Source organism: Agromyces tropicus (genome assembly GCF_039531345.1).
In the GTDB taxonomy this organism is placed as follows: Bacteria; Actinomycetota; Actinomycetes; order Actinomycetales; family Microbacteriaceae; genus Agromyces; species Agromyces tropicus.
The window spans coordinates 48,725-69,922 of record NZ_BAAAPW010000001.1 but is presented as its reverse complement, the minus strand read 5'-3'; the positions used below and the strand labels follow the sequence as shown (position 1 = coordinate 69,922).

At 72.6% G+C, this 21,198-nt stretch carries 24 protein-coding genes; 12 read left to right on the top strand and 12 right to left on the bottom strand.

The annotated features are described in order from the left end of the window. The first annotated feature begins 82 nt into the window (after positions 1–82). Complete coding sequence (locus ABD230_RS00350) at positions 83–547, top strand: hypothetical protein (protein ID WP_344368656.1); 465 nt, start codon at positions 83–85, stop codon at positions 545–547. Between the two features lie 43 nt (positions 548–590). On the opposite strand, the gene ABD230_RS00345 is transcribed toward ABD230_RS00350, so the two are convergent. Next, positions 591–1,439 carry an aggregation-promoting factor C-terminal-like domain-containing protein gene (locus tag ABD230_RS00345; RefSeq protein ID WP_344368654.1) on the bottom strand — a complete coding sequence of 283 codons (849 nt, stop codon included), beginning with the start codon at positions 1,437–1,439 and terminating at the stop codon, positions 591–593. 171 nt (positions 1,440–1,610) lie between these two features. Between ABD230_RS00345 and ABD230_RS00340 the strand changes: the two genes are divergently transcribed. Beyond that, positions 1,611–2,015, top strand: coding sequence for a YchJ family protein (locus tag ABD230_RS00340; protein ID WP_344368653.1), 405 nt, complete (start codon positions 1,611–1,613; stop codon positions 2,013–2,015). A gap of 219 nt (positions 2,016–2,234) precedes the next feature. Beyond that, positions 2,235–2,879 (top strand): GTP pyrophosphokinase, encoded by a 645-nt coding sequence (locus ABD230_RS00335; RefSeq protein ID WP_425546186.1) that lies wholly within the window; start codon positions 2,235–2,237, stop codon positions 2,877–2,879. Positions 2,880–2,883: 4 nt separating this feature from the next. Here ABD230_RS00335 and ligD read toward each other — a convergent pair whose 3' ends face one another. The 3 genes from ligD to ABD230_RS00320 are packed head-to-tail and all read right to left on the bottom strand — an operon-like array spanning position 2,884 to position 4,795. Next, entirely contained in the window at positions 2,884–3,912 is a 1,029-nt protein-coding gene (gene ligD, locus ABD230_RS00330) for a non-homologous end-joining DNA ligase (protein ID WP_344368651.1), read from the bottom strand. A 36-nt stretch (positions 3,913–3,948) separates the two neighbouring features. Beyond that, positions 3,949–4,227, bottom strand: coding sequence for a DUF2277 domain-containing protein (locus ABD230_RS00325; RefSeq protein WP_344368650.1), 279 nt, complete (start codon positions 4,225–4,227; stop codon positions 3,949–3,951). Between the two features lie 10 nt (positions 4,228–4,237). Next, positions 4,238–4,795 (bottom strand): nitroreductase family deazaflavin-dependent oxidoreductase, encoded by a 558-nt coding sequence (locus ABD230_RS00320; RefSeq protein WP_344368649.1) that lies wholly within the window; start codon positions 4,793–4,795, stop codon positions 4,238–4,240. Between the two features lie 140 nt (positions 4,796–4,935). On the opposite strand from ABD230_RS00320, the gene ABD230_RS00315 reads away from it, so the two are divergent. Continuing rightward, the gene (locus ABD230_RS00315; RefSeq protein ID WP_344368648.1) at positions 4,936–5,130 is read left to right on the top strand and encodes a hypothetical protein; all 195 of its coding nucleotides are present in this window, start codon (positions 4,936–4,938) and stop codon (positions 5,128–5,130) included. Positions 5,131–5,217: 87 nt separating this feature from the next. Here the strand turns inward: ABD230_RS00315 and ABD230_RS00310 are convergent, their stop codons facing one another. The 3 genes from ABD230_RS00310 to ABD230_RS00300 all read right to left on the bottom strand — a co-directional run bounded on the left by ABD230_RS00310 (position 5,218) and on the right by ABD230_RS00300 (position 8,585). Beyond that, positions 5,218–6,285, bottom strand: a complete 1,068-nt coding sequence (locus ABD230_RS00310) for a YihY/virulence factor BrkB family protein (protein WP_344368647.1) — start codon at positions 6,283–6,285, stop codon at positions 5,218–5,220. 31 nt (positions 6,286–6,316) lie between these two features. Beyond that, positions 6,317–7,489 carry an AI-2E family transporter gene (locus ABD230_RS00305; RefSeq protein ID WP_344368646.1) on the bottom strand — a complete coding sequence of 391 codons (1,173 nt, stop codon included), beginning with the start codon at positions 7,487–7,489 and terminating at the stop codon, positions 6,317–6,319. Between the two features lie 127 nt (positions 7,490–7,616). Further along, the gene (locus tag ABD230_RS00300) at positions 7,617–8,585 is read right to left on the bottom strand and encodes a DMT family transporter (RefSeq protein WP_344368645.1); all 969 of its coding nucleotides are present in this window, start codon (positions 8,583–8,585) and stop codon (positions 7,617–7,619) included. Positions 8,586–8,625: 40 nt separating this feature from the next. Here ABD230_RS00300 and ABD230_RS00295 point away from each other — a divergent pair, with 40 nt between their 5' ends. Then, positions 8,626–9,144, top strand: coding sequence for a MarR family winged helix-turn-helix transcriptional regulator (locus ABD230_RS00295; RefSeq protein WP_344368643.1), 519 nt, complete (start codon positions 8,626–8,628; stop codon positions 9,142–9,144). A gap of 30 nt (positions 9,145–9,174) precedes the next feature. On the opposite strand, the gene ABD230_RS00290 is transcribed toward ABD230_RS00295, so the two are convergent. The 5 genes from ABD230_RS00290 to ABD230_RS00270 form a co-directional block, all read right to left on the bottom strand. Then, positions 9,175–10,101 carry an aggregation-promoting factor C-terminal-like domain-containing protein gene (locus tag ABD230_RS00290; RefSeq protein ID WP_344368641.1) on the bottom strand — a complete coding sequence of 309 codons (927 nt, stop codon included), beginning with the start codon at positions 10,099–10,101 and terminating at the stop codon, positions 9,175–9,177. Positions 10,102–10,294: 193 nt separating this feature from the next. After that, positions 10,295–10,597: a hypothetical protein gene (locus ABD230_RS00285; protein ID WP_344368640.1), complete on the bottom strand. Its 303-nt coding sequence runs from the start codon at positions 10,595–10,597 to the stop codon at positions 10,295–10,297. A 60-nt stretch (positions 10,598–10,657) separates the two neighbouring features. Next, positions 10,658–11,860, bottom strand: coding sequence for a Fic family protein (locus tag ABD230_RS00280; protein ID WP_344368639.1), 1,203 nt, complete (start codon positions 11,858–11,860; stop codon positions 10,658–10,660). Between the two features lie 88 nt (positions 11,861–11,948). Next, complete coding sequence (locus tag ABD230_RS00275) at positions 11,949–12,527, bottom strand: mismatch-specific DNA-glycosylase (RefSeq protein ID WP_344368638.1); 579 nt, start codon at positions 12,525–12,527, stop codon at positions 11,949–11,951. Positions 12,528–12,585: 58 nt separating this feature from the next. Then, on the bottom strand, positions 12,586–13,413 hold the full coding sequence (locus ABD230_RS00270) for an NUDIX hydrolase (RefSeq protein WP_344368637.1): 828 nt from the start codon (positions 13,411–13,413) through the stop codon (positions 12,586–12,588). 93 nt (positions 13,414–13,506) lie between these two features. On the opposite strand from ABD230_RS00270, the gene ABD230_RS00265 reads away from it, so the two are divergent. From ABD230_RS00265 to ABD230_RS00235, 7 genes are all read left to right on the top strand, one after another. Continuing rightward, complete coding sequence (locus ABD230_RS00265; protein WP_344368636.1) at positions 13,507–15,066, top strand: carboxylesterase/lipase family protein; 1,560 nt, start codon at positions 13,507–13,509, stop codon at positions 15,064–15,066. 22 nt (positions 15,067–15,088) lie between these two features. After that, on the top strand, positions 15,089–15,862 hold the full coding sequence (locus ABD230_RS00260; protein ID WP_344368633.1) for a 2-oxo acid dehydrogenase subunit E2: 774 nt from the start codon (positions 15,089–15,091) through the stop codon (positions 15,860–15,862). Positions 15,863–16,093: 231 nt separating this feature from the next. Beyond that, positions 16,094–18,238 (top strand): RNA polymerase recycling motor ATPase HelR, encoded by a 2,145-nt coding sequence (gene helR / locus ABD230_RS00255; protein WP_344368632.1) that lies wholly within the window; start codon positions 16,094–16,096, stop codon positions 18,236–18,238. 334 nt (positions 18,239–18,572) lie between these two features. Next, positions 18,573–19,685 (top strand): hypothetical protein, encoded by a 1,113-nt coding sequence (locus tag ABD230_RS00250; RefSeq protein WP_344368631.1) that lies wholly within the window; start codon positions 18,573–18,575, stop codon positions 19,683–19,685. A gap of 341 nt (positions 19,686–20,026) precedes the next feature. Then, entirely contained in the window at positions 20,027–20,422 is a 396-nt protein-coding gene (locus tag ABD230_RS00245) for a hypothetical protein (RefSeq protein WP_344368628.1), read from the top strand. A gap of 141 nt (positions 20,423–20,563) precedes the next feature. After that, a complete protein-coding gene (locus ABD230_RS00240) occupies positions 20,564–21,001 on the top strand; it encodes a hypothetical protein (RefSeq protein ID WP_344368627.1) in 438 nt (145 codons plus the stop codon). An 11-nt stretch (positions 21,002–21,012) separates the two neighbouring features. Next, complete coding sequence (locus tag ABD230_RS00235) at positions 21,013–21,189, top strand: hypothetical protein (protein WP_344368626.1); 177 nt, start codon at positions 21,013–21,015, stop codon at positions 21,187–21,189. The last annotated feature ends 9 nt before the right edge of the window (positions 21,190–21,198 follow it).

Below are 21,198 nucleotides of genomic sequence, written 5' to 3'. Positions count from 1 at the left end.
GGCGGTGCCGCTGAGGATGCGTGAGCGGCCCTCGGCCCTTCCTCCCTTGGCGCTCACGCCCGGGAGCGCGAGGAGGTCGACCATGCGCACGCAGACGCGCGACGCCCGGACGAGGACGGCGAGGATCGGTTGGGGGCTGCTGCTGGTCATGAGCGCGCTGCTCACCCTGGCCGGCATCATGTGGACGGTCATACTGCCGGGGACGGCGCTGGACAACATCGCGGAGTTCGCGGGGACGACACCCGAGGCCCTCATGCCCGCGTACGGCATCATCACGCTGATCGCGCGCGGGTACGGTGCGGGCTTCGCGTGCACCGGACTCATGGCGTTGCTCGTGGCCGCGGAGGGGTTCCGGCACGGCACCCGCTGGGCGTGGGCGACGGGGTGGGTCGTGGTGCTGGCGTACGCGGCCATCGCATGGACCTTCCTCGCCGCCGGCGAGCGCGTGGAACTGAGCCTCGGCGTGCTCTCGCTCGGCGTCGTCGCGGCGGTCGGGCTCCTGCTGGCCGGTCGCGATGCCGTCGACCGGCGGTCGCGGACGACGTGAGCCGCCGGCCCGGGGGGACCCACGGCTCACGTGACCGGGCGGATCAATACCAGTTCATGGCCTGCGAGTGCCCCCAGGCGGCGCACGGCGAGCCGTACGAGCGCTGGATGTAGTCGAGGCCCCACTTGACCTGCGTCGCCGCGTTCGTCCGCCAATCGGCGCCGGCGGTCGCGAGCTTCTCGGCGGGCAGCGCCTGCACGATACCGAACGCGCCGCTCGACGCGTTCTCGGCCTGGTAGTTCCAGCCGGACTCCTTGGTCCACAGCGACACGAGGCACTGGAACTCGCCCTCGCCCCAGCCGTACTGCGACGCGGCCATGTCGCGCGCGGTCGCCTTCGCTCCCTCCGGGGTGTTCGCGCGGGCGAGCGCCTCGGCCGCCTCGCGCTCGGCGACCTCGCGGTCGTGCGCCTTCGCGGCGTCCTCGGCCTTGTGGATCTCGGCCCGTGTCGAGGACGTGAGATCGCGGACCTCGTCGATTGGGAGCACCTCGTAGTCCCCGAGCGAGGCGACCGACGAAGCCAGCGCACCGGCATCGATCTTGCCCTCGACGTCCGAGAGGGTGTCCTCGGCGAGCGTCAGGGTGTCCTGGGCCTCGGCGTGCACCTTGGCCTCGGCGATGCCGGCGTAGGCGCCGAGCTGGTCCTTGGCGAGGCCGGTCGACTCGGCGAGGACGGCGGTGTCGGCCACCCGCTGGGCCGCGAGCGACGAGTTCACGGTGAGTCCCGTGCCGGCGATGGCGCCGACCGCGACGAGCGCGCCGGCTGCGACGAGGCGACGGCGCCGCGAGCGGCGGTCGCGCTTCGCGAGGCGGCGCGAGGCGGCCTCGGTGCGGAACGGGGTGGTCTCGTGGTCGGACGTGGGGGCAGACGTGGGCGAAGTGGTGGGCTGCATAGGCGTTGGGGGGCTCGGATTCGATCAGTCGGGGGCCCTCCGAGCGGGGCATGGACGGGCCCGGACCGACGGCCCGGGCGCACGAGTCCCCCACTCTGCACCGTGTTTCTGGACGAATCCTCGGCTTCAGCTGGGCAGACCATGACCGCAAGGTGCGGGAGACTGGATGTCATGCACGCCGATCGCCCGTTCCCGTCGCCCGCGGCGGACGACCGCTGCCCGTGCACGAGCGGCTCGACGTTCGCCGAATGCTGCGGCCCGATCCTGTCGGGGGCGCCCGCCCCCACCGCCGTGCAGCTCATGCGCTCGCGGTACACGGCGTTCGTGGTCGGCGCTGCGCCGTACCTGCTGGCGACGTGGCATCCGTCGACCCGGCCCGACCGGCTCGACCTCGATCCGAGCATCCGATGGCGGTCGCTCGAGATCGTGCGCACGGAGCGCGGCGGCCCGCTGGATCGCGAGGGCCTCGTCGAGTTCGCGGCCCGCTACGCCGCCGATGGCGAGCGGGGCGTGCAGCGCGAGACCAGCCGCTTCCTCCGCGAGGACCGCTGGCGCTACGTCGACGCCGTCGACTGAGCGCGGCGGAGCCGGCGCGCCGCCCGTCCGAGCCGCGGCCATGGCCGGCTCATGGGCGATGCATCGGCGCCGCACGGCTGACGCCGAGGTTCGACCCGTAGCGTGGGGTGCGTGACGCCGCTCGACGGAACCCCGCCAGCCCGCTTCGCCCCGCCGCCGATGCTGACCGACCGGGCGCAGCGAACCCTCGACACCATCGACGGTCGGACCCTCGACGAGATGCGCGCACTGCGCGACGAGACCGAGCGGTTCATGCAGCGCTACAAGTTCGGCATGGACGAGGTGATCACCAAGCTCTCCATCCTCCGCGAGGAGTTCAGCCAGGCGCACGCGTACAACCCGATCGAGCACATCTCGAGCCGCGTGAAGAGCCTCGACAGCGTGATCGACAAGATGCGCCGCAAGGGCGTCGAGCCGACCTTCGAGTCCATCCGCGCGACGATCACCGACATCGCCGGCGTCCGCGTGACCTGCAGCTTCGTCTCCGACGCCTACCGGATCGCCGACCTGCTCACGGCGCAGGAGGACGTGCGCGTCATCCGCGTGAAGGACTACATCGCCGAGCCGAAGGCGAACGGGTACCAGAGCCTGCACCTGATCGTCGAGGTGCCCGTGTTCCTCTCGACGGGCGCGCACCCCGTGGCCGTGGAGGTGCAGATCCGGACGATCGCGATGGACTTCTGGGCGAGCCTCGAGCACAAGATCTACTACAAGTTCGACCGCCGCGTGCCGGACGAGCTGCTCGACCAGCTGACCGACGCCGCCCGCACCGCCGCCGAGCTCGACGCGCGCATGGAGCGGCTGCACCGCGAGGTGCACGGGCTGCCGCCGCACGCCAGGGACGGCGCGCGCACCGAGGTCTGACGCGTCAGTCGCCCTCGGGCTTGCGGGCGCGGCTGGGCTGGACGCGAGTGGGTTCGCCCGGCATCTTCGGGAAGTCCGGCGGGAACGGCAGCTCGCCGAGGCCGTCGTCGAGGTCGCGCTGCCACCACTCGAGCAGCACGTCGATCCGGCCGGAGGCCTCGTGCATGTGCGCCCACGGGTCGCCGAGCTCGGCGAGCCGCTGCGGCACGGTCCGGACGGTGAAGGCGGCGGGGTCGGCGCCCTCGAGCTCGTCCCACTCGAGCGGGCACGAGACCGCCGCCGACGGGAGGGCACGCGGGCTGTACGCGCCCGCCATCGTCCGGTCGCGGTTCGCCTGGTTGAAGTCGACGAACACGCGCTCGCCGCGTTCCTCCTTCCACCACGCCGTGGTCACCCGCTCGGGCATCCGCCGCTCCAGCTCTCGTCCCAGGGCGATGACGGCGTGCCGCACGTCCAGGAACTCGTGCTCGGGCCCGATCGGCGCGAACACGTGGATGCCGCGGTTGCCGGACGTCTTCACGTACGCGGTGAGGCCGGCCTCGACCATGAGCTCGCGCAGCGCGACGGCCGCGGGGACGGCGTCGGCGAAGTCGGTGCCGGGCTGCGGATCGAGGTCGACGCGCAGCTGGTCGGGCAGGTCGGGCGCGCCGGCGCGCGACGCCCACGGGTGGAAGACGATGGTGTTCATCTGGGCCGCCCACACGGCGCCGGCGGGCTCGTCGATGACCAGCTGCGGATGCCGGCGGCCGCTCGGGTAGGTGACCATCACGTCTCGCACCCACTCGGGTGCGCCCTTCGGGGGGTTCTTCGAGAAGAACGACTCGCCGCCGATCCCGTCGCGGAACCGCTCGAGCGACACCGGTCGATCGCCGTTCGCGGCGACGAAGGCGGGACCGACCGCCACGAGGTACTCGGCGAGCTCGAGCTTCGTGATGCCGGGCACCGGCCACACCACGCGGTCAGGGCTGGAGATCCGGACGGTGCGCGTGCCGTCCGGGCCGTCGATGTCGATCGTCGTCGCGTCGCGGGCCATGGCGCCGACGCTACCGTGCTCCCCCGACGGGCCCGGTCAGGCGCTCAGGGTGGCGTACCGCTTGGCCGCGCGAGCGCGGGCCTTGGCGGCCTCGACGTCGCGGTCCTTCGGCGGCGCGTTCGTCACGAGGTGATCGAGCAGGTGCTGCGTCACGTGCGCGATCGCCTCGACCGCCTCGTCGAACGCCTCGCGGTTCGCCTGGGACGGCTGCGTGGACCCGCTCACCTTGCGCACGTACTGCAGCGCGGCGGCCCGGACCTCGTCGGTCGTGGCGGCGGGTTCGAAGTTGTGGAGGGTGCGGATGTTCCTGCACATGCGGTGCAGCCTAACCCCGACCGCCGATGGCGTCGAGGGCGGTCGGAGCAGGCCGGGGCGCGCCGGCCGATGGCACCGGCTCCTCCGCGACCGGCTGCAGCAGGAAGAGCCGGACGGTCCGACCGGAGTCGCGCTCGTAGCCGCGGTACCCCGGCCACTGCCGCTCGATGCGGTGCCATGCCGCATCCCGCTCGGCCGCCGGGACCCGGGCGGCGCTGACGCGCAGCGTGCGGTCGCGGACCGTGATCCACGCCTCCGGGTTCGCGTCGAGGTTGTAGGTCCAGCCCGGATGCCGCTCACGCGCGAAGCTCGTCCCCGCGACGATCGCCCGCCCCTGGCGGTCCGGCGTGTACATGAGGTGCACGTCGCGCCGCGCGCCGGTCCGCGCGCCGATCGTGTGCAGCACGAGCGATGGCACGAGCAGCGATGCGAGCTGGAGCCGGCCGCCGCTCACCGCCCCGAGCGCGGCCTCGATCGGCGGGAGCGCGACCGGAGCGACGATCCGGAAGAACCTCGTCCGGGTCAGGGGCGCGACGAGGTTGCGGACGAGCTGCAGGACGGTCGGCACGCGACCAGCATGTCCTACCGCTCCCGGCCCCGGCTACCTGCGCGTCGGGTCGCCGTCAATCCCCTCACGCCTGGTCGCCGGGCGTCCTAGCGTGGGTCGCGCCGCGCGCCGCGGGCGGCGGCCGACGAACGGAGGGCGAGATGACGGAAGACATGCAGCCGAACGACCCGTTGGAGGGCGAGTACACGGACTCGGAGCTCCCCCTCGACGCCGAGGTGCCGAAGGACGGCGACGCGGTCGCCGTGGACGACGAACGGGAGGCCGACGGCGTCGTGGTCGAGGAGGTCGAGGTCGTCGAGGTCGTCGAGACCGACGATCCCGCGGCCCCGCGCTGAGCCCGGACGCCGCACGATCGCCCGCGCCACGGCGCGGGCGATCGCGTGTCCGGGGACGGGGGCGAGGGAAGCGGTCCGACGCCGCCCTCAGTCGCCCGAGCGACTCGAGCCGCCTCCACCGGCCGCCGCGGCGCCGGTGACGGCGTCCCGGGCCGCGGCCACCTCGGCCGCGGCATCCGCTGCACGTCGCTCCGCGCGCTTGAGCCGTCGGAGCGCCATCGACGTCGCCCCGTACCGCTCGGCGACGCGGTCTCGCTCCTCCTCGACGCCCGTGACGATGTACGCGCTCGCGATGAGCACGACCTGGCTCGAGAGGTTCAGCCAGATCAGCAGCGCGATGATCGACCCGAAGCCGGCGAGCAGCGGGTTGCTCGTCGCCCCGCCGACGAACAGCCCGGAGAGCACCTGCAGGACCGTCAGCCCGGCCCCGCCGATCAGCGCCCCCGACCAGAGCGACCGGGCACCCGGTCGCACTCCCGACAGCACCCGGAAGAGCCCGGCGACCACGACGCTGTCGATCGCGAACACGACGACGATCGACAGCGTGCGCGACCCCGTGTCGAACAGCACGCCGCCGAACGGGCGTCCGAGCCACGCCACGACCTGGTCGAGCGCGCCCGTGCCGAGCACGGTGACGATCGAGCCGCCCACGAGGAGCAGGCCGAACCCGATCGCGATCGCGAGGTCGCGGAGGAACTGCAGGAGGAAGAACGTCCGGTCGTCGGGCACGCCGGCCAGCTGCCGGACGGCGATCCGCAGCGACCGGATCGCGCCGATCGCCGCGCCGACGAGGCCGACGAGTGCGACGGCACCGGCGATGCTCAGCGAGATCGGCTGGATGAGGGTCGCCGGGTCGATCGCGGCGCCCTCGCCGATCAGGCCGGGGATCACGTCGCTCACGGTCGCGACGATGGCGTCGATGGCACCGGGATTGCCGGCGAGCCAGATGCCCGCGATCGCGAAGCCGAGGAAGGCGCCCGCGAACACGGAGAACAGGGTGCGGTAGGTGACGCTGTCGGCCAGCATCGGCCCGTGCTCCTCCTGGTAGCGGAGGAACGCGCGCGCCGGCTTGGTGCTGAGCACCCACTGCACCACGCGCGTGATCCGCGCGCGGATCCCGCCGGCGGCGGTCGTCTCCCCCGTGTGCTCGCTCATCTGGTCAGGCTAACGAGCACCGGGACGACGATCACGCCCTTGACGCGCGCGCCGCCCGTCGTCGCTCCGGGCGCGCCGCGCGATCGGCCTTCGCCTGTGCGCGGGCCTGTGCGGACAACTCCGCCGCGATGCCCTTCGTCTCCTCGACGTCGCCGGTCGCCGGCCGCCACCACGAGAGGGCCGGATCGGCGTCGAGCAGGACCGCTCGGACGAGGAGCGTGAGCGGCACGGCCAGCACCGCCCCGACCGGGCCGATCACGAGCGCCCAGAACAGCACCGACACGAAGGTGATCGTCTCGCTCAGCCGGACCGCGCCGCCGACCACCTTGGGCTGCACGATCGACTGCACCACGGCGTTCACGATGCCGTAGACGACGAGGACGGCGATCAGGGTGGGCCACCCGCCGGAGAGGAACCCGAACACGAGCGGCGGCACGATGGCGATGAAGTAGCCGATGTTCGGGATGAAGCTGCAGATGAACGACAGGACGCCCCAGAGCAGTGCGCCGGGCACCTGCAGGATCAGCAGTGCGAGCCAGTTCAGCACGCCCTGAGCGGCCCCGAGCCCGGTGGTGACGACCATGTAGCGGCGGACGTTGCGGGTGTAGACGACGAGGGAGTCGACCAGCGCCGCGCGGCGCAGCCGGAGCTGCGAGAGGATCGCCGGCGCGTACGTGCCGTCCATGGCCATGAGGATGAGCAGGGTCAGGATGACCACGAGCGAGAAGGTGATGCCGGCGACGCCGCCGAGCAGCGACGCCACGAGCTCGATCACGCGCGAGGGCTCGAGGCCGTCGACGATCGCCTGCGCCTGCGTGGCGCCGATGCCGATTCCTTCGAGCGCATCGCCGATGTTGGCCGCCGCCGCCTGGATCTCCGGCGTGTACTGCGGCAGCAGGGTCGTGAACTGCGCGAGTGCGAAGACGAGCGTCGCCACGAACCCCGCGAGCAGGCCGAAGACGGCGACGATGGCGCCGCCCGTGGCGAGCCCGACGGGCACGCCGCCGCGGATGAGCGCGATCCGCACCGGGTGCACGCAGATCGTGAGCACGAGTGCGAGGAACGCCGGGGCCACGACCGAACTGGCGGCGGCGAGCCCGAAGGCGACGACGACCGCGCCGGCGACGCCGAGGAGGAGGATGCTCGCACGCGGCAGCGCGCCCGCAGCGCGTGGCGGCCCTGCCGCGTCGTCCGTGCCGGGCACCGTCGCCGGCGTCGCGGCGCCACCCGCAGCGACCGGGGATTCCTTCGTCCGACGCCACCAACCGCGAGCCATGATCCCCCCCGATCCGCCACCGCGGGCGCATCGGCCGCGGCATCTGCGGCGCACGCTAGCAGTCGGCGGGGACCGGTGTCGGGACTTCGGTCCGGTGCACGCGTGCGGCCGGCGTGCGCGCACCCGGGGCGGACCGGGGGCGGCGCCCGAGGCCCCGGCGCGCACGGGCGAGTGCCCGTTGCGCCGAGGGCTGCCCCATGACGATCCCGAGGAGCACGATCCCGAGCCCCGCGAACTGCCAGGGACCGAGGCGCTCCCCCGCCAGCAGGACCCCGAGCAGCACGCCGGCGACCGGGTTGAGCAGCCCGACCAGCCCGACCGTGCCTGCGGGGAGGCGAGCGAGCCCGGCGAACCACGCCGCGAAGGCCACGGCGGTGGCGATCACGCTCACGTAGGCGAAGGCGACGATCCCGGCGCCGTCAGCTGCCGGCGGCGCCCCCTCCACCACGAGGGCGACGGGCAGCAGGAGCAGGCCGCCGGCGAGCAGCTGCCACGAGGTGACCGAGAGCACGTCCGTGCCGTCGCGCCAGCGCTTGGCGAGGATGTACCCGAGCGAGGACAGCAGCATCGCGAGCACTGACGCGGCGATGCCCAGGGGCGCCGCTGCGACGCCGTCGCCCGCGAGCAGGAGTGCGACACCGCCGATGCCGAGGCCGGCGCCGATGAGCGGAACGAGCCGGAGCCGCTCACCGGCGAACAGCCAGGCGAGCACCATCATCGCGGCAGGCGAGGTCGCCATGATCGTCGACGCGAGACTCGTCGGGAGCAGTTGCGCGACGAGGTAGATGAGCGCGAAGAACACGCCGACGTTGAGCGTGCCGAGGACGGCGGAGCGCCACCACCACGCCCCGTGAGGACGTCGCCTCCGGAGGACGAACAGCAGGAGCCCCGCCGGAAGCGCGCGGATGACGGCGCCCCACAGCGGCGCATCGGCCGGGAGGAACTCCCGGGTGACCCAGTACGTGCTCCCCCAGGCGATCGGCGCGATCGCCGTCACGAGCACCCAACGCCAAGTAGTTTCCATGGAAGACAGTATAGCTTCCATGGAAGATATACTGGCGCACATGACGACGGATGGCTCCGACGACCGCGTCGCCGGCATCATGCGCGAATGGCGCCGCGAGCGACCCGACCTCGACGTGACGCCGCAGGGCGTCATCGGCCGTCTCCACCGGCTCGCGAACGCGCTCACCGACGAACTCGTGGCCGTCTACGAGCGATTCGGGCTCTCGGAGGGCGAGTTCGACGTGCTCGCCACGCTGCGTCGCGCCGGCGACCCGTTCGAGCGGACGCCCGGCGACCTCGCCGCCTCCACGATGGTGACGAGCGGCGCGGTGACCAAGCGCGTGGACCGGCTCGTCGAGCGCGGACTCGTGACGCGTCGCGCGAGCGACGTCGACGGCCGGGGGCGCGTCATCGCGCTGACCCCGTCGGGACGCTCGCTCATCGACGAGGTCATGACCGCGCACATGGCGAACGAGCACCGCCTGCTCGCGGCGATCGACGCCGACGAGCAGGCGGTGCTCGAGCGAGTGCTCACCCGGTGGCTCTCGGCGTTCGAGACGCCGCCCGCCACCGCGTGAGCGCGGACCGTCCGGCCCGGAGCGCTGGGATCAGTACCAGCCGACCGACACCGAGTGCGACCAGGCGCCGCACGGGGTGCCGTAGCGGCCGGCGATGTAGCCGAGGCCCCACTTGATCTGCGTGGCGGCGTTGGTGGCCCAGTCGGCGCCGGCGGTCGCCATCTTGTCGCCGGGGAGCGCCTGCGGGATGCCGTACGCGCCGCTGTAGGGGTTCTGGGCGTAGACGTTCCAGCCCGACTCCTTGTTCCAGAGGTCGACGAGGCAGCCGAACTGGTCGGAGCCCCAGCCGTACATGGACGCCATCAGGTCGCGCGCGGTCGCCTGTGCGCCGCTCGGGTTGGCCGGGCCGCTCGGGTACGACGGCGCGGCGGAGGCGGAGGCCTCCTCGGCGGCGGCGGCCTCGGCGGCGGCCTTCTCGGCCGCGGCCTTCTCCGCGGCGGCCTTCTCGGCGGCGGCCTTCTCGGCGGCCTTGCGGTCGAACTCCTTCACCTTCGCGGTGACGTCGTCGACCTGCTTCGTGGCCTGGTCGGCGAGCTCGAACACGCGCTCCGGGGCGAGGTAGGTGTAGTCCTCGAGCGAGGCGACGGACGAGGCGAGCTCGGTGGCATCCGCCTTGCCCTTGGCCTTCGCGATGGTGTCGTCGGCCGCCTTCAGCGTGTCCTCGGCCTTCTTGACGGCGTGGGCCTCGAGCAGCCCGCCGGCGGCGGTCAGCTGGTCGATGCCGCGGTCGGTGGACTCGGCGAGGGCCGTGGTCTCGGCGATGCGGAGCTCCTGGTCGGCCGCTGCGGACTGCAGGGCGAAGCCGGAGCCGACGATCGCGCCGATGGCCACGACGGCGCCCGAGCCGAGCCAGGCCGCGCGCCGGTTGCGGCGGACGCGGCGGACTCGGGCGCGAGTGGCGTCGACGGTCTCGTCGGTGGTCGGGTTGGTCTTGGGGGAACTGGTGTCGTTGCGCATAGATCTCATGGGCGGCCGCGCGGGGTGCTGTCCTCGCGCGTCGCGGTGCTCGTCTCGGTGCTTCACAGAACAAAAAGGGGGGTCGCCGCGGCGAAGTCGCCAGTCTGCACACCCTTCCTCCACGAGTCGTGCCCGTTCCCTGTGAAAGTCATGCGAACATCTGACGGATGCTCATGTCTGTGTATAGGGATCCTCACGATCCGGCGTGGGAGAAGTCCGGGTATCCCTGCCACTCCCCCGGCCCGTGCGACCGCACGAATGCGTGGTGCACGCGCTCGCACGCGCCGCGCAGCGTCGTGCCCCAGCCGAGCAGGCGGCCCTCGAACTCGGCGCGATACCGGACCTCGCCGTCGACGCGCACGATGCTCACCCGCCCGTACTCGTGCCCGAGCGTGTCGACGAGTCGCCACCGGCCCGGTTCGGGTTCATCGGCGGCGAGGATCGGATGCCAGGTGACCAGTGCTGCTCCCTCCAGAGCGCCCCGGCCGGCGTGCACTCCATGGTACGCGCCGACGCCTCGGCGGCCCGTCCGGGAGAACGCGCTCCGCCGTGCGGATCAGCCGCCGGCGCGGACGGCCGCACCGATGCGCGCGGCGAGGTCGTCGAGCTCGCCGAGCAGGTCGATGACGCCCCAGACGCGGTTGCGCTGCCGCGCCGTGACCTGCCGGATGACCCCGTCGGCCTCGAGCCGATCGAGTGCGGTGTACACGCTCGAGAGCGGAGCGCCCGTCAACTCCTGCGCCTCCTCGGCGCCGAGGATCGGGTGCTCCGCGAGCACGTCCAGCAGCTTCGCGGCGGCGCTCCCGGCACGCGGACGCGACAGTTCCCGCCAGTAGGCGGGCAGTTCCGCCAGCCGGTCGGCGGACTCGCGCGAGGCGGCGGCCGCGATCCGGGTCCCCCGCGCCAGGTCGGCCACGAAGGCGTCGACCGCGCCGTCGCGGTAGCCGTTCACCAGCGCGAAGTAGCGGTCGCGTTCGGCGAGCATGGCGGATGCCACGGGCACGACCGTCCGCGTCGTGAGCCCTCGCCGCCGCAGGACGGCGTTGATGAGCGCCCGGCCGATCCGGCCGTTGCCGTCCGTGAACGGGTGCACGGACTCGAACTGCGCGTGGGCGATGGCGGCCTGCGCGACCGGGTCCAGGTCGTCCCGGTTGCTGAAGGCGAGGAGGTCCTCGAGGTACGCGGGGACGGACTCGGCCGGCGGCGGAACGTGCACGGCGCCGATCGGCGAGTGGTCCGAACCGCTGATCCAGTTCTGGACGTCGCGGATCCGCCCCGCGTAGCGGGCGTCGACCGGGTCGTCCGCCATGAGCGTGCGATGCGCGTCGAGGAGGTCCTCGAGGCGGATGCGCCCCGTGCCGCCGGCGCGCTCGATCATCTGCCCGAGCGCGCGGGTGGCGGCCACCATGGACGAGGCCGACTCGTTCGCGCGGATGCCGGCCACGGCGCGCGCGTAGTCGTCCATGGTCGCGTCGACCTGCTCGATCCGCGACGACGACACCGACTCGGTGCGCAGCAGCAGGCCGCCGAGCGCGCCGAGGTGCCCGCGGGGGTCGGCATCGACCGCGATGACCTCCCGTGCGGCGGCAGTGAGCGCGCCCGCGAGCTCCGGCTCCGGCCGGTACGGAAGATCGGCGATCAGCGGGGGCAGCGAGACCGTGATCTCGCGGAGCATCCGATCGGCCCGGGTGCCGTGGCGGCCGGACTGGCGCCACGGCACGACGCGCGTGGTGTGCGCGGGCCAGGCATCCGTCGTCATGGGAGCCTCCGACTCGGAATTCCGGAACCCTTGTTCCGGTTTCACATCATAACTCGGAATAATTCGGCCCGCATTCCGAGTTCGCGGGTCAGCGGCCCTCGGGCCCGACGATGCCGGCCGCGCGAGCGGGGCCCGCATAGGCGCGCGCGAGGTCGGCGACGGTCGCGTGCGCGTTGAGGCCGCTCGGGTTGGGCACCACCCACAGCTCGGCGCCGCCGAGCGGGGATTCCTGCCGGCCGGCGACGGCCTTGGGCCGGTCGAACCCCTGCCGGTACGCGGTCAGGCCCACGATGGCGACCACCCGTGGATGCCAGCCCGCGACGTCGTGCGCGAGCCGTTCGGCGCCCTCGCGGAGCTCGACCCGGTCGAGCTCGTCCGCGCGGGCCGTGGCCCGGTGCACGAGGTTGGAGATGCCGATCCCGGCGTCCAGGAACATCCGCCGGTCGGCCTCGGTCATCCCGTTCGCGACATCGGGGAGGCGCGGGATGATCCCCGCCTCGGCGAGCGCGGGGTAGAACCGATTGCCCGGGCGCGCGAAGTGCGCGCCGGTCGCCGCCGTCCACAGTCCCGGGTTGATGCCGACGAACACGAGCCGCGGGTGCTCGGGCATGAGGTCGGGCACGCTCCGGCCCCGGAAGGACTCGAGCTCGGCCCGGGTGAATCCCATGACCCGCCTCCCCTGCCCGTCGGCTCCGTCGGCCACCGGTGGACCGCCCGTCGGCAGCCTACCGAGCGGCCGGCCCGGCGCCGCGTCGGGTCGCGGACAGCATGCGGCGGGTCGCGAGGACATGCAGGCGCGTGCCGATGACGAGCGCTCGGTAGACGGCGCCGAACGGGCCGGGGAAGCTCGCCGACGTCACGGCGCGCAGTCGCGCCCCGCCTGCACCGAGGGCCTCGATGCGGAACACGAGTCCGTAGTCGGAGAACCGGTGGCGGCCGGCGAGCACGAGCTCGTCCGGCGCGACGCGCACGACGTGGAACCCGGGCACGCTGGATCCCACCGCGAACGGCCGCGGTCCGCCCGGCGCGAGGTCGTCGCATCCGAGCACCCGGGCGACGGTGCGACCGCCCGCGCGCTCGAGCACGCGTTCGAGGGCGGCGCGGACCACCGGAGGCGGGGCGTCGATCACGACGACGTGCTCGTCGATCCAGGGCAGGCGCGGGATCACGCCCGCCTCGCGGAGGTGGTCCGCGAGCGGCGGTGCGAGGCGGAACCGGGCCACCCGGTCGGTATCGACCCACCGCACGTCGACCGCGTCGTCGCCCGCGACGAGCGCGCCGCCGATCACGGTCGCCGAGAAGTCGTGCACGCGGTAGACACGGCCTTCCCCTGCCGGGATGTCCACCGACCACAGTTCGTCGCCGACCTCCACGCGCAACCCGGTCTCCTCGAGCACCTCGCGCGCGGCGGCCTCCACGAGGGTCTCCCCCGGCTCGACGCGTCCGCCGGGCACCGACCAGCGTCCGCGTTGCGGGTCGCGGCCGCGCCGTACGAGCAGGATCCGTCCCGACTCGTCCCGCACGACCGCACCTGCAGCGGCAGTCACGTCCATGCCGTCAACCGTAGGGTGCGCAACGACCGCCGCGATGTCGATCCGGGACCTTGGACCCTGCTCGCCGCCGGCGGGCGGGAGCACCGTGAGCGCATGGACGCGGTGGTCGCGACGACCGGGGGGACCGTGCGAGGATCCGTCCGGGACGGCATCCGGACCTTCCTCGGCGTGCCGTACGCCGCGCCGCCGTCGGGCGATCGACGGCTTCGACCCCCGGAGCCGGTGGTGCCGTGGACCGGGGTCCGCGACGCCACGCGACCCGGACCGGAGCCCTCGCAGGTGGCTCCGCCGTCCACCGGCGGGCCGGACGGGGGCGCGGGCGAGGACTGGCACGACGTGGGGAGCGCCTTCGCGCAGGTCGCGCACGCCGCGGCGGCGGACGAGGTCCTGAACCTCAACCTGTGGACGCCGGACCCCGCAACCGGCGGGCTGCCGGTCATGGTGTGGATCCAGGGCGGCATGTTCGAACTGAGTTCGACCGCGGCCTATGACGGGAGCCGGTTCGCCCGCGACGGCGTCGTGTGCGTGGTCATCACGTGGCGGCCGGGCGCCGAGGGCTTCCTGCACCTCGGCGACGGGATCGCGAACGTCGGTCTGCTCGACCAGGTCGCCGCGCTCGAGTGGGTGCGGGAGAACATCGCGGCCTTCGGCGGCGACCCCGGCAACGTCACCGTGTTCGGCGAGTCGGCCGGCGCGATGAGCATCGGCGCGCTCCTGGCGATGCCGCGGGCCGAGGGCCTGTTCGGGCGGGCGATCCTGCAGAGCGGGGCCGCCCATCACGCCCTCACCGGCGACGACGCCCGCCGGATCGGGACGATGCTCGCCGATCGGCTCGGGGTGCCCGCGACCCGCGAGGCGATCGCCGCGACCGGCGTGGAGCGACTGCTCGCCGCACAGGCCGCCCTCAAGGCGGAGCTCCTCGCTCGCCCCGATCCGGAACGCTGGGGGCTGCCGGTCGTCGCAACGACCATGCCATGGCAGCCGGTGATCGACGGCGACGTCCTGCCGGGCGCACCGCTCGACCTCGTCGCGGCAGGGGCATCGCGCGATATCGACCTCATCGTCGGGACCAACGCCGACGACTGGCGGCTGTGGAGCGTGGTGAGCGGCGTGCACGCCTCGATCACCGACGACATCCTGACTGCTCCCGTCGACCGCGTCGGCTACCAGTCGCTGGCGGTGTACCGCCCCGAACCGCACGCGACGCTCGCCGCCTATCGCGCGCACGCGCCGTCGGCCGCCGCCGGCGACATCTTCTCGGCGGTCCAGACGGACTGGTGGATGCGGCTGCCCGCGATCCGGCTCGCCGAGGCGCATGTCGCGTCCGGCGGGACCGGGAGGACCTACATGTACGAGTTCGCCTGGCCGGCGCCCGGGCTCGGCGCCGTCCACGCGCTCGAGATCCCGTTCGTCTTCGACACGGTCGCGCCGTCCACGCCGCTGTTCGGCCCGATGCTCGGGTCCGACCCGCCCCAGGGACTCGCCGAGGTGATGCACCGCTCGTGGATCGCCTTCGCCGCCACCGGGGACCCCGGCGAGGCGTGGCCGGCCTACGAGCCGGACGCCCGGTGGACGATGCGGTTCGACGTGGACTCCGACGCGGTCGCCGATCCACGCCGATGGGAACGCGGGTTCTGGGCGGGCGCGCGTTAGGCGGGGCCATGGGATGCGGACGATGAACGACCGGGGGTACGAGCTCCGGCGGATCCCGCGCGAGCGCCGACCCGTGCTCGATCGCCTCGCGAGCGCCGGGCGCCGCCCGCAGATCCACGCGCTGATCGAGCTCGACGTGTCCGAGGCCGCCCGCCGCATCGCCGACGCGGACGGCCTGGTGTCCTGGACCGGGTTCGTGCTCGCGTCCTTCGCCAGGTCGGTCGCGCTCCATCCGGACGTGAACGCGCGGCGTTCGGGGAACCGGATCCTCGTGTTCGACCGGGTCGACGTCGGCGCGACCGTCGAGCGCCACTGGGAGGGACGGATCGTGCTCGACGTCCTCACGATCCGCAGCGCGGACCGTCGATCGCCCGTCGAGCTCTCGGCGCTGCTCCGCGAATCGAAGTACGGACCCGGCGAATCCCACGAGGCGCACGGGATGATGCGCGGCGTGCTGCGACTGCCCGGGCCGCTGCGCCGAGCCGCGATCCGCATCGCGGGCGCCCGCCCGAGCATCGCGTCCGGATTCGGGCCCGCGGTCGGCGTCACGTCGATCGGGATGTTCACCACGAGCTGGGGCTGGGCCGTGCCGCTGGCGCCGCTGACGGTGATCGCGACCGTGGGCGCCGTGCGCGAACGGGCGATCGTGCGCGACGGCGTCGTCGTGGCGCGGTCGATGCTCCCGCTCACGCTGAGCTTCGACCACGCCGTGATCGACGGGGCGCCGGCGACCCGGTTCACTGAGACCCTCCGCGACCTCGTGGAATCGGCCTCGGCACTCGCCGGCGACGTGTGAGCCCGGGGCCGCCCGGCGCGCCGCACGCGGAGACGCGAACGGCGGGGACCGTGATCCCCGCCACTTCCATGGTACTGCGGGGGTGGGGGCTTGCGGCAAGGGCCCCCTCAGGGCGCAGAATCGGTGGCCGGTCGAGCGCATCGGCGTCGGCGCTACCCGCGGACGCCCCTCGGACCGCGGCCGGAGGCGCCTCGCGCCCGCCGTTCACCACCACATCTCGGAGCCGATGCCATGACCGCCGTGACCGCCGACGTCTTCGATCTCCCCGCACGCCTGTCCGCCAAGGCGGACCCCGCCCTCATCGACCGCGACGCGCAGCAGTTCGCGGCGGTCACGGCGCGGCTCGAGGCATCCGTCGCGGAGCTGTCCGATCGGCTCGACGTGCTCCGCCGCCTGCCGGGCCGGTCCGGCCAGGCGGCGCTCGACCGCGACCTCGAGATCCACCGGCTCTCGGCCCGGTTGCGGACGCTCCGGCGATTCCGGCTGGACCTGTGCCTCGGGCGCATCGTCGCGGCCGACGACCCGGAGCCGGTGTACATCGGACGGCTCGGCCTGACGGATGCCGACGGGCGGCGGCTGCTCGTCGACTGGCGCGCCGAGGCGGCAGCGCCGTACTTCGCCGCGACGCTCGCCGATCCCATGGGGTTGGAGAGCCGCCGACGCTATCGCTGGACGGGCGGACGTGTCACCGACTACTGGGACGAGGTGTTCACGTCCGGCGCGCTCCGGCACGGCGCGGCGCTCGACGAGGACTCCGCACTGCTGGCCGCCCTGCGCGGCAGCCGGTCCGCGAGGATGCGCGACGTGCTCGGTACCATCCAGGCCGACCAGGACGCCATCATCCGCGCCTCCTCGCACGGGGCGCTCGTGGTGGACGGCGGACCGGGTACGGGCAAGACGGTCGTCGCGCTGCACCGCGCCGCGTACCTGCTGTACGCCGATCCGCGGCTGAGCGGCCGCAGGGGCGGGGTCCTCTTCGTCGGCCCGCACCAGCCGTACCTGGCGTACATCGCCGATGTGCTCCCGAGCCTCGGCGAGGACGGGGTGCGGACGTGCACGCTCCGCGAGCTCGTGCCCGAGGGTGCCGGCGCGGTGCCCGAGCCCGACCCGCACGTGGCGGCGCTGAAGTCGAGCAGCGCGATGGTCGACGCGGTCGAGCGGGCCGTGGCATCCGTCGAACGACCGCCGACGACCACGCTCGTGGTCGAGACCGACTGGGCGGATGTCGCTGTGGGGCCCGCCGACTGGGCCGACGTGTTCGACGCCGCAGAGCCGGGCACCACGCACGACGAGGCACGCGACCAGGTCTGGGACGCGCTGCTCGGGCTGATCGCCGGGCGGCTCCCGGGCGTGCCGGAGGCGGTCGCGCGACGTTCGCTCCTGCGGAACGAGGCGCTCGCCGAGACGTTCGACCGGGCGTGGCCGCTGCTCGATACGGTCGACGTGGTCGCCGGCCTCTGGGCCGATGCCGACCTCCTCAGCGAGTGCGCTCCGTGGCTCGACGGCGACGACCTCCGAGCGCTGCAGCGACCGGACCCCCGAGCGTGGACGGTCGCCGACCTGCCCCTGCTCGATGCGGCGCGGGCGCGCGTCGGCGACCCGGAATCCGTGCGCGACCGGCACCGCCGCGAGGCGACGCTCGCCCGCGAACGGGAGCGGATGTCGGAGGTGCTCGACTACCTCATCTCGGCCGACGACGGCGACGAGCAGCTCATCACCCCGATCCTGCGCGGCGAGGATGCCCGGAACTCGCTCGTCGACCGTGACGCGGCGCCCGCGCTCGAGGTCGATCGCCTCGCCGGCCCGTTCGCGCACGTCGTGATCGACGAGGCGCAGGAGCTCACCGACGCCGAGTGGCGCATGATCCTGCGGCGATGCCCGTCGCGGAGCCTCACGGTGGTCGGCGATCGCGCCCAGGCGCGTCACGGGTTCGCCGAGACGTGGCGTGGCCGACTGGAGCGCGTGGGGATCCGGGCCATCGCCGAGTCGTCCCTGACGGTGAACTACCGGACCCCCGAGGAGATCATGGCCGAGGCGGCGCCGGTGATCCGCGCCGCACTGCCCGACGCGAACGTGCCGACGTCCGTGCGCCGCAGCGGCATCCCCGTCGCCTACGGCGCGGCCGCCGACGTCGACGCCGTCCTCGACGACTGGCTCGCCGTGCACGACGAGGGCACCGCCTGCGTGATCGGCGCCGCCGGTGTCGCCGAGCGACCGCGCGTCCGCGTGCTCGACCCCGACCACGTGAAGGGCCTGGAGTTCGACCTCGTGGTCCTCGTCGACCCCGACCGCTTCGGCGGCGGCATCGAGGGCGCCGTCGACCGCTACGTCGCGATGACCCGGGCGACGCAGCGGCTGGTCCTGCTGACGAGCTGACTCGCTGCACGAGTTACGCCTGCTCTGGTCACGACGCGATGAGCATGAACGATTCGGAGCGTGTGCGATCCATCTCAAGTACGAGGGCGATACGAACGGCGATACCGTGCCTGACCCAACGAGATCGGACAACTTCGGTGGGAATCGCCGCACGTGGTCGCGCCGACCGGTTCGGAGTAGCCTCGCAACCGCGCTCGCCTCGCGCGCTGCAACGCCAACGCACGTCCGAACGGGCCGGCTCATGACCGACACCTCGCGAGATCCGCAGTACCTCCTTCTGATGCGACATGCCGAGCATCGGAACGGACGTCTGACCTCGGAGGGGTCGAAGCACGTGGCATCCGTGGCCGGTCGGTTCGCCGAATGGCTCGACGGCGAGTGGCGGGGTGACCCGGGACGCTCGATCCGGGTCTGGTGCACCTCGGGCGACCGGGAGGTCCGCGAGACCGCCGACCTCCTCGTGGCGCGCACGTTGTTCGGACTGCGAGAGCGCGACAAGCGTGACGATGGCGTCGCGAACTGGCCGTTCGACGATGATGGGGCTCCAGGAGCACCCGCGTCCGGCCCGGCACGGGCGGACTGGATGCCGACGGCGATGCCCAGCTGGATAACGCGCGGCCGCGATCCCGCGACCGACCTTGGCGCGTATCGCCCGAACGAGCGGTCGTTCCGCGAGCTGGTGGGCTGGCTGAACGGCCGGACCGCCGGGCGCAGCGAGGCACGGCGGACGACGAACGACGCGCCGCTGGTCGTCGGCAATGAGCCCCTGATCGGATGGCTCGCGAGCGCGTTCACTCGGACGGCGACGCCCGTCGCCCGCGGCGAACTCGTGTGCCTCGTGCGCGAGACGGGGTCGGCGCGCTGGCGCGTCACGTGGACCGTCTCGGACGACGGTCCGGAGGAGGCCGACGAGATCCGGGCCAAGGTGAAATCGAAGATGACCACGGCGGCCTCGCTCGGCACGGTCATCATCGGGCTCACGACGTTCCTGCTGCAGGGGGCGGTCGTCGATCCGCCGCACTGGTTCGAGTGGGCCGCGTTCATCGCGTTCGGCGCTTCGGCTGGACTCTACTTCGCCACGCTGTTCCTCTACGACAGCCTGCTCATGCCGACGAGGTTCTGGGGCAGTCGTGGCCCGCAGGCGAGACACGGGTCGCGTGCCGGATCCGCGCTGGCACGCCTCCGGCACGGGCGTGCCGTCGTCCGTCGTCCGCCCAGCGCGGCCGCCGTCGTGCTCCAGATGAGCATGACGCACGTCTGGACGTGGATCTTCCTCCCGGCGACGATCCTCGCTGGGCTCGGCGTGACCTGCCTCGGGGTGAGCCTCGTGGCGGATGTCGGGTCTCCGGATCCGGCCTGGCACGTCCTGCTCGGCGTGGTGCCGACTGCGGTGATCGCCGCTCTGTGGGTCGCCTGGCATCGGCCGAACATGGGCGTCACGGACTGAGCAGCGGAACGGGCCGGGTTCGAGCCGACCCGAAGCCGAAGGCCGACGGCAGGTCTCGGTCGGGAGACGAGCGTGTCCGTACCTACAAGACAGTGCGGAAGGTGTTCAAGTACGCGTACAAGCACCGGATGATCCCCTTCAACCCCGTGTCTCGCTGTAACCAGGCCGAAGGCCGCGCTCACGTGATTGCGAATTGGCGGGGTCGCCGCGCTGCGCATTCGAGATGTCGACCTGCGCCACACGTCTTCGGAGCAACGCGAAAGCCCCGGAGACTCCTGCGAGTTTCCGGGGCTTCTTCCGTCGACCTTGTTTACCTCTGTTCCACAATTTCGCTAACAGGGGTGGCGGTCGCCAATCTACGGCAGATTTTGGCGTCCAGCGGAGATTTTTCGCGGAAGCTCGACCCTCCGACGCGGCGGAGCTGGAAGCGGCTGGGTGATGAGCAGCGTGCTCATGTCGTCGCTCGCTATGAAGCGGGCGAGACGTCGACCGCGCTGGCTACCGGGTACGGCGTTGCGAAGTCCACGATCCTCAGCATCCTGCGAGCGAACAGCGCGGTTGTGCGCCGGCAGCCGTTGACGGCGGAGCAGGTGAGTGAGGCTGCGCGGCTGTACGAGTCCGGGCTGTCGCTATCGCAGGTAGCGGAGCGACTGACGGTGAACCAGGAGACGATGCGCGTTGCGATTCTCGCCGCAGGGGTGACGCTGCGGCCGCCAACAGGTCCGGAGCCAGTCTGAGCGGTGTGACGAGCCGTTCGAGTGAACTGCCGATGAGGAGTGGCGGTGTCTTCCGCGACGTTCGATAGGGTTCCCGCTGTGTGGAGACGTCGGAAGCGCACGACTGCAGCCCCCGCTGTTCCAGTCGCGCAGCTCACGCTGGTGGCCGCCGAGCTTGATCGTGAACTGGAAAGCGTGGCTGGTCGCCAGGCGAATGCGGTCACGCGCGCATCTATCGTTCTGGCAGCAGCCGGCGTCACCGCTTTCTCAGTGGCGAGCAGCAGCCTCGGGTGGTCGCTCATTCCCGCGTTCCTCTCGCTCGTGTCGGCGTTCCTGAGCCTTGCAGGCATCCGCTACTGGAAGAGCAGGGCGGTCCAGCTCAAGCGAGCGCACGTCAAGGCATATCTCGAAGCCTCGCCGTACGACGCGCAGTGGCGGCTCGTCGCGGACAAGTTCGACGAACTCGGTGCTGCCCGAGCCGACCTGGAGCGAAAGACGAACTATCTCGAAGGCGCCGTCGGCATGCTCGTGCTCGCCTGGACGTCGGCGGTGGTCGTTAGATTTGTTGTTGAGCCCGTGCTGACGGGCGCCGGCTATTAGAAATGAGCATCATGGGCAACAACTCATCCGACGATGACTCCTTTGGCGGCGTAATGCCGCAGGCAGCGGTCGACATCCCGACTGCCGTTGGTGGCTATCTGACGCATGGCGACAATGGGCGCGGGATCGAGACGCGGGTCGTCGAGGGCTACCAGACAAACGCGAGAGACGGGCGCGAAAGTGGGTAGCGACAACGA

Bases quoted from the DNA above. Each gene is read 5' to 3' on its own strand.
- ABD230_RS00295 (WP_344368643.1), top strand. From the start codon at position 8,626: ATGACGACGGATGGCTCCGACGACCGCGTCGCCGGCATCATGCGCGAA.
- ABD230_RS00350 (WP_344368656.1), top strand. From the start codon at position 83: ATGCGCACGCAGACGCGCGACGCCCGGACGAGGACGGCGAGGATCGGT.
- ABD230_RS00265 (WP_344368636.1), top strand. From the start codon at position 13,507: ATGGACGCGGTGGTCGCGACGACCGGGGGGACCGTGCGAGGATCCGTC.
- ABD230_RS00340 (WP_344368653.1), top strand. From the start codon at position 1,611: ATGCACGCCGATCGCCCGTTCCCGTCGCCCGCGGCGGACGACCGCTGC.
- helR (WP_344368632.1), top strand. From the start codon at position 16,094: ATGACCGCCGTGACCGCCGACGTCTTCGATCTCCCCGCACGCCTGTCC.
- ABD230_RS00335 (WP_425546186.1), top strand. From the start codon at position 2,235: ATGCGCGCACTGCGCGACGAGACCGAGCGGTTCATGCAGCGCTACAAG.
- ABD230_RS00280 (WP_344368639.1), bottom strand. From the start codon at position 11,860: ATGACGACGGATGCCTGGCCCGCGCACACCACGCGCGTCGTGCCGTGG.
- ligD (WP_344368651.1), bottom strand. From the start codon at position 3,912: ATGGCCCGCGACGCGACGACGATCGACATCGACGGCCCGGACGGCACG.
- ABD230_RS00345 (WP_344368654.1), bottom strand. From the start codon at position 1,439: ATGCAGCCCACCACTTCGCCCACGTCTGCCCCCACGTCCGACCACGAG.
- ABD230_RS00310 (WP_344368647.1), bottom strand. From the start codon at position 6,285: ATGAGCGAGCACACGGGGGAGACGACCGCCGCCGGCGGGATCCGCGCG.
- ABD230_RS00275 (WP_344368638.1), bottom strand. From the start codon at position 12,527: ATGGGATTCACCCGGGCCGAGCTCGAGTCCTTCCGGGGCCGGAGCGTG.
- ABD230_RS00325 (WP_344368650.1), bottom strand. From the start codon at position 4,227: ATGTGCAGGAACATCCGCACCCTCCACAACTTCGAACCCGCCGCCACG.
- ABD230_RS00260 (WP_344368633.1), top strand. From the start codon at position 15,089: ATGAACGACCGGGGGTACGAGCTCCGGCGGATCCCGCGCGAGCGCCGA.
- ABD230_RS00300 (WP_344368645.1), bottom strand. From the start codon at position 8,585: ATGGAAACTACTTGGCGTTGGGTGCTCGTGACGGCGATCGCGCCGATC.
- ABD230_RS00235 (WP_344368626.1), top strand. From the start codon at position 21,013: ATGGGCAACAACTCATCCGACGATGACTCCTTTGGCGGCGTAATGCCG.
- ABD230_RS00290 (WP_344368641.1), bottom strand. From the start codon at position 10,101: ATGCGCAACGACACCAGTTCCCCCAAGACCAACCCGACCACCGACGAG.
- ABD230_RS00270 (WP_344368637.1), bottom strand. From the start codon at position 13,413: ATGGACGTGACTGCCGCTGCAGGTGCGGTCGTGCGGGACGAGTCGGGA.
- ABD230_RS00315 (WP_344368648.1), top strand. From the start codon at position 4,936: ATGACGGAAGACATGCAGCCGAACGACCCGTTGGAGGGCGAGTACACG.